The following is a 6000-nucleotide window of genomic DNA, read 5'->3' as shown; positions in this document are numbered from 1 at the left end:
ATAGTCCATGATGTCCTTGAGAAAAATGTGTCAACCAATCTTGACAACATCAAAATGTAAATAAAGCCAATATTCGAATGACTGATTGCTCCAGGCAATTTTATATCCCTTTTCTTTTCCCAGCCGGATTGCCTCATCAAAATCTTTAAAATCGTCTTTATCAAAAACCACCCATATATTCTGATAAAACACCTTTGAATCTTTTACTATCTCTTCAGTTGCTTCTATCAACCGACTGGTGCTGCACCCTTGTCCGAATATATCTATAACCGGACTTTCGACGATATCAATTCGACCATTTACTTTTTCGTTAATTTTCTTTTGCAAGCCTTTAAAATAAAGTGGCTCTGTTTTTTCACCTTCTGTAACAATTAAAAACGAATTTGTATTAACCGATTTAAATTCATGCTTTCTCTTTTGTCGCTCTGCCCTGCGTTTCTTAAATAAATCATCCGTTCCCACACCTACTCACCTTCTTTCAAAGAAAACTCCTTAAGAAATGGAATTCCTCCATATACCCCCGCCAGATAATCCTTTTCAAATGACGCATCGGAACGTACCTTAAAATCCGAAAGCGCACACAACTCCGAGTGTCCCAGCTCATCTTTTTGTACAAACCAAATCTGATCTCTTCGAAAGAATTTCTTATCCATTAATGTCGTATCATGTGTGGTATAAATCAACTGAGCCATTGAGTCGTTATTATAGAATAAGTCGATAAAAAATTTCAACAGCAGTGGATGTAATTTTACATTTAATTCATCCATCACCAGTACATAATTGCTGATAATCGCCATATGAGCATGAATATAAAGCATGATACTTTTGATTGTACCTTCTGACTCATCGTATAAATTTAAAGGATATAATTCCCCATCTTCTCCCTTATGAAATGTAAAAAATAGCGTTTCTTTTTCTTTTTTCTTATACGTAATATCCTTTATTCCAATATCAATTGCAGCGAGAAACTCCAATAATTTTTCTTTTTCGTTATCAATAATTCTAGGCAGGATGGCATCCAGGAAGTTCGTATTTTCACAATCATCCGATGTAAAAACTAAAATATCCATAATCCCTGAATATACGGTTTTAAAAATATCTGTTTTTAAATTAAGTTTATTAAAGAAGGATAACACAAGTGTCTCCGACGGAATTTGTTCTTTATAAGCCTCACATTTTTTTCTGACAGAATCCCCAAGATTCACTTCCTGCATCGCTCTCTCAAAAATCATCGCTTTTCGGTTTGCCTTTAGGTTCTTTCTGTACAGCCATTCCGTCACAATTTTCTCAGAATTATACTCAAAACCATACTGATACTCCTCATCCCCCAAAATCAGTACAATTTCAAACTCTGAATTTCCCTTATTTTCTTCAAAAGAAAATGGTCTGCTATATTTTTTGAGTACCGACTCTGTTTCATCATCAACATTGTTCAACGACTGGGAAACAATTCGCCTAAAAAGCTTCAGGGCCCACACGAAATTGGACTTTCCGCTGGCATTCGCACCATAAATAGCCGCTACCCGCAGAAATTTTTCTTTTTTATCTATATCAATCAGGTTCGATGGATGTTCCTTATAAGCGCTGATTGCTGTCATATCAAAAATCGTTTCTTCTTTAAAGGAAAGAACATTTTTCATTTTAAATTGGACCAACATATTTTTGTACCTCCTTTTTATATAATATACGAATTCTTGATTTTTATGTCAATGTTTTTACGGATTTTTCGTAATTTTATTGTTCTAACATCATCTTTTTGACATAATCTTTCCATCCTTCCATCTTTCGCTCAAAGGTTATTCTTTCTTACTCAAGTAAGAATTTCTGAATATCACATCTTAAGCAAAGTCTGCAACCAGAACTGTATCGTACGGAATTTTCAGTTCAGAAAATTCCTACCTGTGAACAGTTATAAACTCTCATAATAAAAAAAGGAAACCATGCAGCTATCTGTGAACCTCTGCATGGCTTTCCCTCTAACCTTTTTCAATTTCAATCGTTCTAATTTCGCCCGCTCTACCGCATATACTCCTGCTTCACCTTATGATCCACCACATGCCGCTTCGCCAGCTCTTTCGTCACATCCTCTACGCTGATGCCCGCGTCTGCCATCAGAACCATGGCATGGTAACACAGGTCTGCCAGCTCGTAGATCGTTTCGTCCTTGTCTTTCTTCGCTGCCGCGATGATAACCTCGGTACACTCCTCGCCGACCTTTTTCAGAATCTTGTCCAGACCTTTGTCGAACAGGTAGGTGGTGTAGCTTCCTTCCTTCGGGTTCGTCTTACGTCCCATAATGAGGTCGTAAAGTCCCTCATAGGAAAACGGCGTGATCTCCTCGTTCTGGTAAACCGGCTCAAAGAAGCAGCTCTCCGCGCCCGTATGGCACGCCGGACCTTCCTTGACTACCTCGACAATCAAGGTGTCCTTATCGCAGTCCGCATAAATACTGGAAATATGCTGCACATTCCCGCTCGTCTCACCCTTTCTCCAGAGTTCCTGACGGCTGCGGCTGTAAAAACAGGTTTTCTTCTCACGAAGGCTGATCTCCAGACTCTCCTTATTCATCCAGGCCATCATCAGAACCTTTTTGCTATAATGATCCTGCACAATCGCCGGAATCAGACCTTTCTCATTAAACTTTAACTCATCAATCTTAAACGACGGCTCTACGCCTGCAATCTCGTTGATATTCTCACTCATACTCTCATCCTACCTTACCACTAAAATTTTTTATATACATTCCCCGCGTCCAACGCAGCGCCGACGCCCACTCCCGCGATCCTTAGGAAAACAGGCGCCCAAAAACTGTAGAAAACATCGCATACGCCGGTGCTTAGTGAGGTCTTTTCGAACTTAGCACCGCTGCGTAGGCGCAAGAGCGCAAGCGTTTTTCGGAAGTTTCTGGACGCCCGTTTTCCGTCCTACTCACGAAAAAGCACCGCCCTCTAACTTTTTGGGAATCTATGCGATTTAGATCAACCGCATCTCCACCCCATTCTCCGCCAAATACTGCTTGAGTTCCTTAATATTTACTTCCTTCCGGTGGAAAATACTCGCCGCCAGTCCCGCGTCGATCTGCGGATACTGGAAGAGGTCTAAAAAGTCTTCTTTCTTTCCCGCGCCTCCCGATGCAATAATCGGCACATCGACACGCTTCGCGATCTCCAAAAGCATCGGAATGTCAAATCCCTGCTTCACGCCATCGGTATCGATACTGTTGACCACCAGCTCGCCTGCGCCGCGTCTGACGCCGGATTCTGCCCATTCCAGCGCATCAATGCCTGTATCGACACGCCCGCCCTGCTTAAATACGTGGTATTCGTCTCCAACACGTTTAACATCCATCGAAAGCACCACACACTGATCGCCGTAGCGGTGTGCCGCCTCGGTAATAAGCTCCGGATTTTTGATCGCGCCGCTGTTGACGCTGACCTTGTCCGCGCCGCATTTTAAAACGCGGTCGAAATCATCCAGCGTGCTGATGCCGCCGCCGACCGTCAGCGGGATGAAAACCCGTTTTGCCGCCTCAGTCAGGATGTCGGTAAAGATTTTTCTTCCTTCTACACTTGCCGTAATATCATAAAATACCAGCTCATCCGCGCCGCTCTGGTTGTAAAATTCTGCCATCTCGACCGGATCCGCCACATCCTGGATTCCCTCGAAGTTGACGCCTTTCACGACACGCCCGTTCTTTACATCCAGACACGGAATAATACGTTTTGAAATCATGCCGTTCCCTCCTGATTTCTTTTTCTGATTATTCATTCGAACGATTCGAATGATTCGAATGATTTTTTTGCCGCTTTTTATACGGCGCTTCTCCTAAACGGAATATTTCAGTGCTTCCTTTAAATCAATCGCACCCAGATACAGCGCTTTTCCTAAAATCGCACCATACACCTCATTTTTCAAGATCTCAATCTCCTTGAGGCTGCTGATTCCACCGGACGCCACGATATCCAGCCCTTCAATCTGCGATAATTCTTTATAAAGCTCCAGGTTCGTTCCCTGCATCTTTCCATCACGGGAAATATCGGTGTAAATGACCGTTTTCACTCCCGTATCGCGCAGGCGGCGGCAGAAGTCAACGCCTCTTACCTCGCTCGTCTCAAGCCACCCGTGAGTCGCCACAAAACCGTCCTTCGCGTCCACACCGACTGCAATTTTATCGCCGTATTTGCGGACCATTTCTTCGACAAATGGATAATTTGTGACCGCCACCGTGCCGAGAATCACGCGTCCAGCTCCGAGCGACAGGTATTTGTCGATGGATACCTCGTTGCGGATGCCGCCGCCGACTTCTACAAATAATCCCGTTGTCTTAATCAGCTTCTCTATCGTGTCAAAATTTGCCAGCGCCGCGTCTTTCGCGCCGTCCAGATCGACCACATGCAGGTTTTTCGCGCCCTGCTCCTTGAATCCCAGCGCCACCTCTTCCGGCCGGTCGCTGAATACTGTCATCTGGTTATAATCGCCCTGCACCAGGCGTACCGCCTTGCCGTCCCGCAAATCAATCGCCGGAAATAGCTCCATGTCCGTTTCCTCTCCATAACTGTTTAAATCCAATCTACAAGCCTGAAAAAACAGTTACCTTTCTTGTTTTTCTATTAATTATAGCTCCGAAAACGCCTTCAGAATCCGCAGTCCCACTTCCCCGCTCTTCTCCGGATGAAACTGGCAGCCCATGATATTTTCATTTGCCGCGGACGCCGTGACCGGAATGCCGTACTCCGAGGTTGCCAGCAGACTCTCATCACAATCTTTTCCATAGAAGCTGTGGACAAAGTAGACGTAATCGCCCTCTTTGCTGTATTTAAACAGCGGATGCTTCTTTCCTTTTTCTGTCAGATGCAGGCTGTTCCAACCCATGTGCGGCACTTTTAAGTTTGCCGGAATGTCTTCTTTTAAGTCTGCCATCACGCCTGGAATCAGTCCCAGACCCTGATGCTCGCCGTATTCATAGCTTTTATCAAAGAGAAGCTGCATTCCGAGGCAGATTCCCATGATCGGTTTGCCCGCCTTTGCCTCATCCAGCAGCGGCTCTGCCATTCCGGATCCGCGCAGCTTCGCAATCGCATCGCCATACGCGCCGACGCCTGGTAAAATGATGTGATCCGCTTTTCTTAAATCTTCCGGATCGCGGCTGACTTTATTTTCCAGTCCCAGGTAACTGAGGGAGGAACTGAGGGAAAACAGGTTTCCCACGCCGTAGTCAATAATTGTTATCATTTGCAGCCTCCTATATCAATTCATGTATGTTCCCGCAGTCAACGCAGGAACCCGCTGAATCATTATAAACCTATTAAATAGATTTGTTATGCTTACTTTTATCTTAGATCATAATACCCCTTTTGTCGATGGAATCTCGTCCCGGTACTTCTCGTCAATCGACACCGCCTCGCCGAGCGCGCGTCCCAGTCCCTTGAACATCGCCTCGATGATATGGTGGCTGTTTTCGCCGTGGAACATTTTAAAATGCAGCGTCATCCGGCTGTTGGAGGACAGTGCAATCATAAATTCCTTTACAAGCTCGGTATCAAAATCGCCCACTTTTTCGGTCGGAATCTCCACATCCATGACCAGATAGGAACGTCCGCTTAAATCGAGCGCCGTCATTACCAGTGTTTCATCCATCGGAAGCAGGAAACTGCCATAACGGCGGATGCCCTTTTTATCACCCAGCGCCTCTAAAATTGCCTGTCCCATGGCGATTCCGATGTCCTCTGTCGTATGATGGTAATCGACCTGCGTATCTCCGTCACATTTCAATGTGAGGTCAAACCGTCCATGTCTGGCAAAGAGCTCCAGCATATGGTTTAAAAATCCGCAGCCCGTATCGACCTGATATTTTCCCGTTCCATCTAAATCAATCGACAGGCTGATTTTCGTCTCTGCCGTGTTTCGTTCTAATGAAATCTTGCGTTCTCTTGACATTTCTGCCAGCCTTCCTTTCTTATTCACAGCTGCCCCATCTACAAAAACCATGCTGCCAGCATT

General features: G+C 44.8%; 7 protein-coding genes. All 7 read right to left on the bottom strand.

Annotated features, from left to right (window positions below):
- Window positions 1-30 precede the first annotated feature (30 nt).
- The 7 genes from PUQ60_RS06975 to hisB all read right to left on the bottom strand — a co-directional run bounded on the left by PUQ60_RS06975 (window position 31) and on the right by hisB (window position 5937).
- Entirely contained in the window at window positions 31-462 is a 432-nt protein-coding gene (locus PUQ60_RS06975) for an RloB family protein (RefSeq protein WP_273381068.1), read from the bottom strand.
- Window positions 463-464: 2 nt separating this feature from the next.
- Complete coding sequence (locus PUQ60_RS06970) at window positions 465-1658, bottom strand: ATP-binding protein (RefSeq protein WP_273381067.1); 1194 nt, start codon at window positions 1656-1658, stop codon at window positions 465-467.
- A 358-nt stretch (window positions 1659-2016) separates the two neighbouring features.
- On the bottom strand, window positions 2017-2703 hold the full coding sequence (gene hisIE, locus PUQ60_RS06965; protein WP_118524367.1) for a bifunctional phosphoribosyl-AMP cyclohydrolase/phosphoribosyl-ATP diphosphatase HisIE: 687 nt from the start codon (window positions 2701-2703) through the stop codon (window positions 2017-2019).
- 270 nt (window positions 2704-2973) lie between these two features.
- Window positions 2974-3732 carry an imidazole glycerol phosphate synthase subunit HisF gene (gene hisF, locus PUQ60_RS06960; RefSeq protein ID WP_117796566.1) on the bottom strand — a complete coding sequence of 253 codons (759 nt, stop codon included), beginning with the start codon at window positions 3730-3732 and terminating at the stop codon, window positions 2974-2976.
- A gap of 93 nt (window positions 3733-3825) precedes the next feature.
- Entirely contained in the window at window positions 3826-4536 is a 711-nt protein-coding gene (gene hisA, locus PUQ60_RS06955; RefSeq protein WP_273381065.1) for a 1-(5-phosphoribosyl)-5-[(5-phosphoribosylamino)methylideneamino]imidazole-4-carboxamide isomerase, read from the bottom strand.
- A 78-nt stretch (window positions 4537-4614) separates the two neighbouring features.
- Window positions 4615-5232, bottom strand: a complete 618-nt coding sequence (hisH, locus tag PUQ60_RS06950; RefSeq protein ID WP_273381063.1) for an imidazole glycerol phosphate synthase subunit HisH — start codon at window positions 5230-5232, stop codon at window positions 4615-4617.
- A gap of 108 nt (window positions 5233-5340) precedes the next feature.
- Window positions 5341-5937 carry an imidazoleglycerol-phosphate dehydratase HisB gene (gene hisB / locus PUQ60_RS06945; protein WP_117796589.1) on the bottom strand — a complete coding sequence of 199 codons (597 nt, stop codon included), beginning with the start codon at window positions 5935-5937 and terminating at the stop codon, window positions 5341-5343.
- Between the last annotated feature and the right edge of the window lie 63 nt (window positions 5938-6000).

The organism is Clostridium sp. AF02-29, assembly GCF_934835585.1.
Lineage (GTDB): Bacteria > Bacillota > Clostridia > Lachnospirales > Lachnospiraceae > Otoolea > Otoolea fessa.
Note: the sequence above shows the minus strand (reverse complement) of the source record. Positions and strands in the feature narration are given on the sequence as shown.

Excerpts from the sequence above, each read along its gene's own strand:
- PUQ60_RS06970 (WP_273381067.1), bottom strand. The coding sequence starts at position 1,658 with ATGTTGGTCCAATTTAAAATGAAAAATGTTCTTTCCTTTAAAGAAGAA.
- hisIE (WP_118524367.1), bottom strand. The coding sequence starts at position 2,703 with ATGAGTGAGAATATCAACGAGATTGCAGGCGTAGAGCCGTCGTTTAAG.
- hisF (WP_117796566.1), bottom strand. The coding sequence starts at position 3,732 with ATGATTTCAAAACGTATTATTCCGTGTCTGGATGTAAAGAACGGGCGT.
- hisA (WP_273381065.1), bottom strand. The coding sequence starts at position 4,536 with ATGGAGCTATTTCCGGCGATTGATTTGCGGGACGGCAAGGCGGTACGC.
- hisH (WP_273381063.1), bottom strand. The coding sequence starts at position 5,232 with ATGATAACAATTATTGACTACGGCGTGGGAAACCTGTTTTCCCTCAGT.
- hisB (WP_117796589.1), bottom strand. The coding sequence starts at position 5,937 with ATGTCAAGAGAACGCAAGATTTCATTAGAACGAAACACGGCAGAGACG.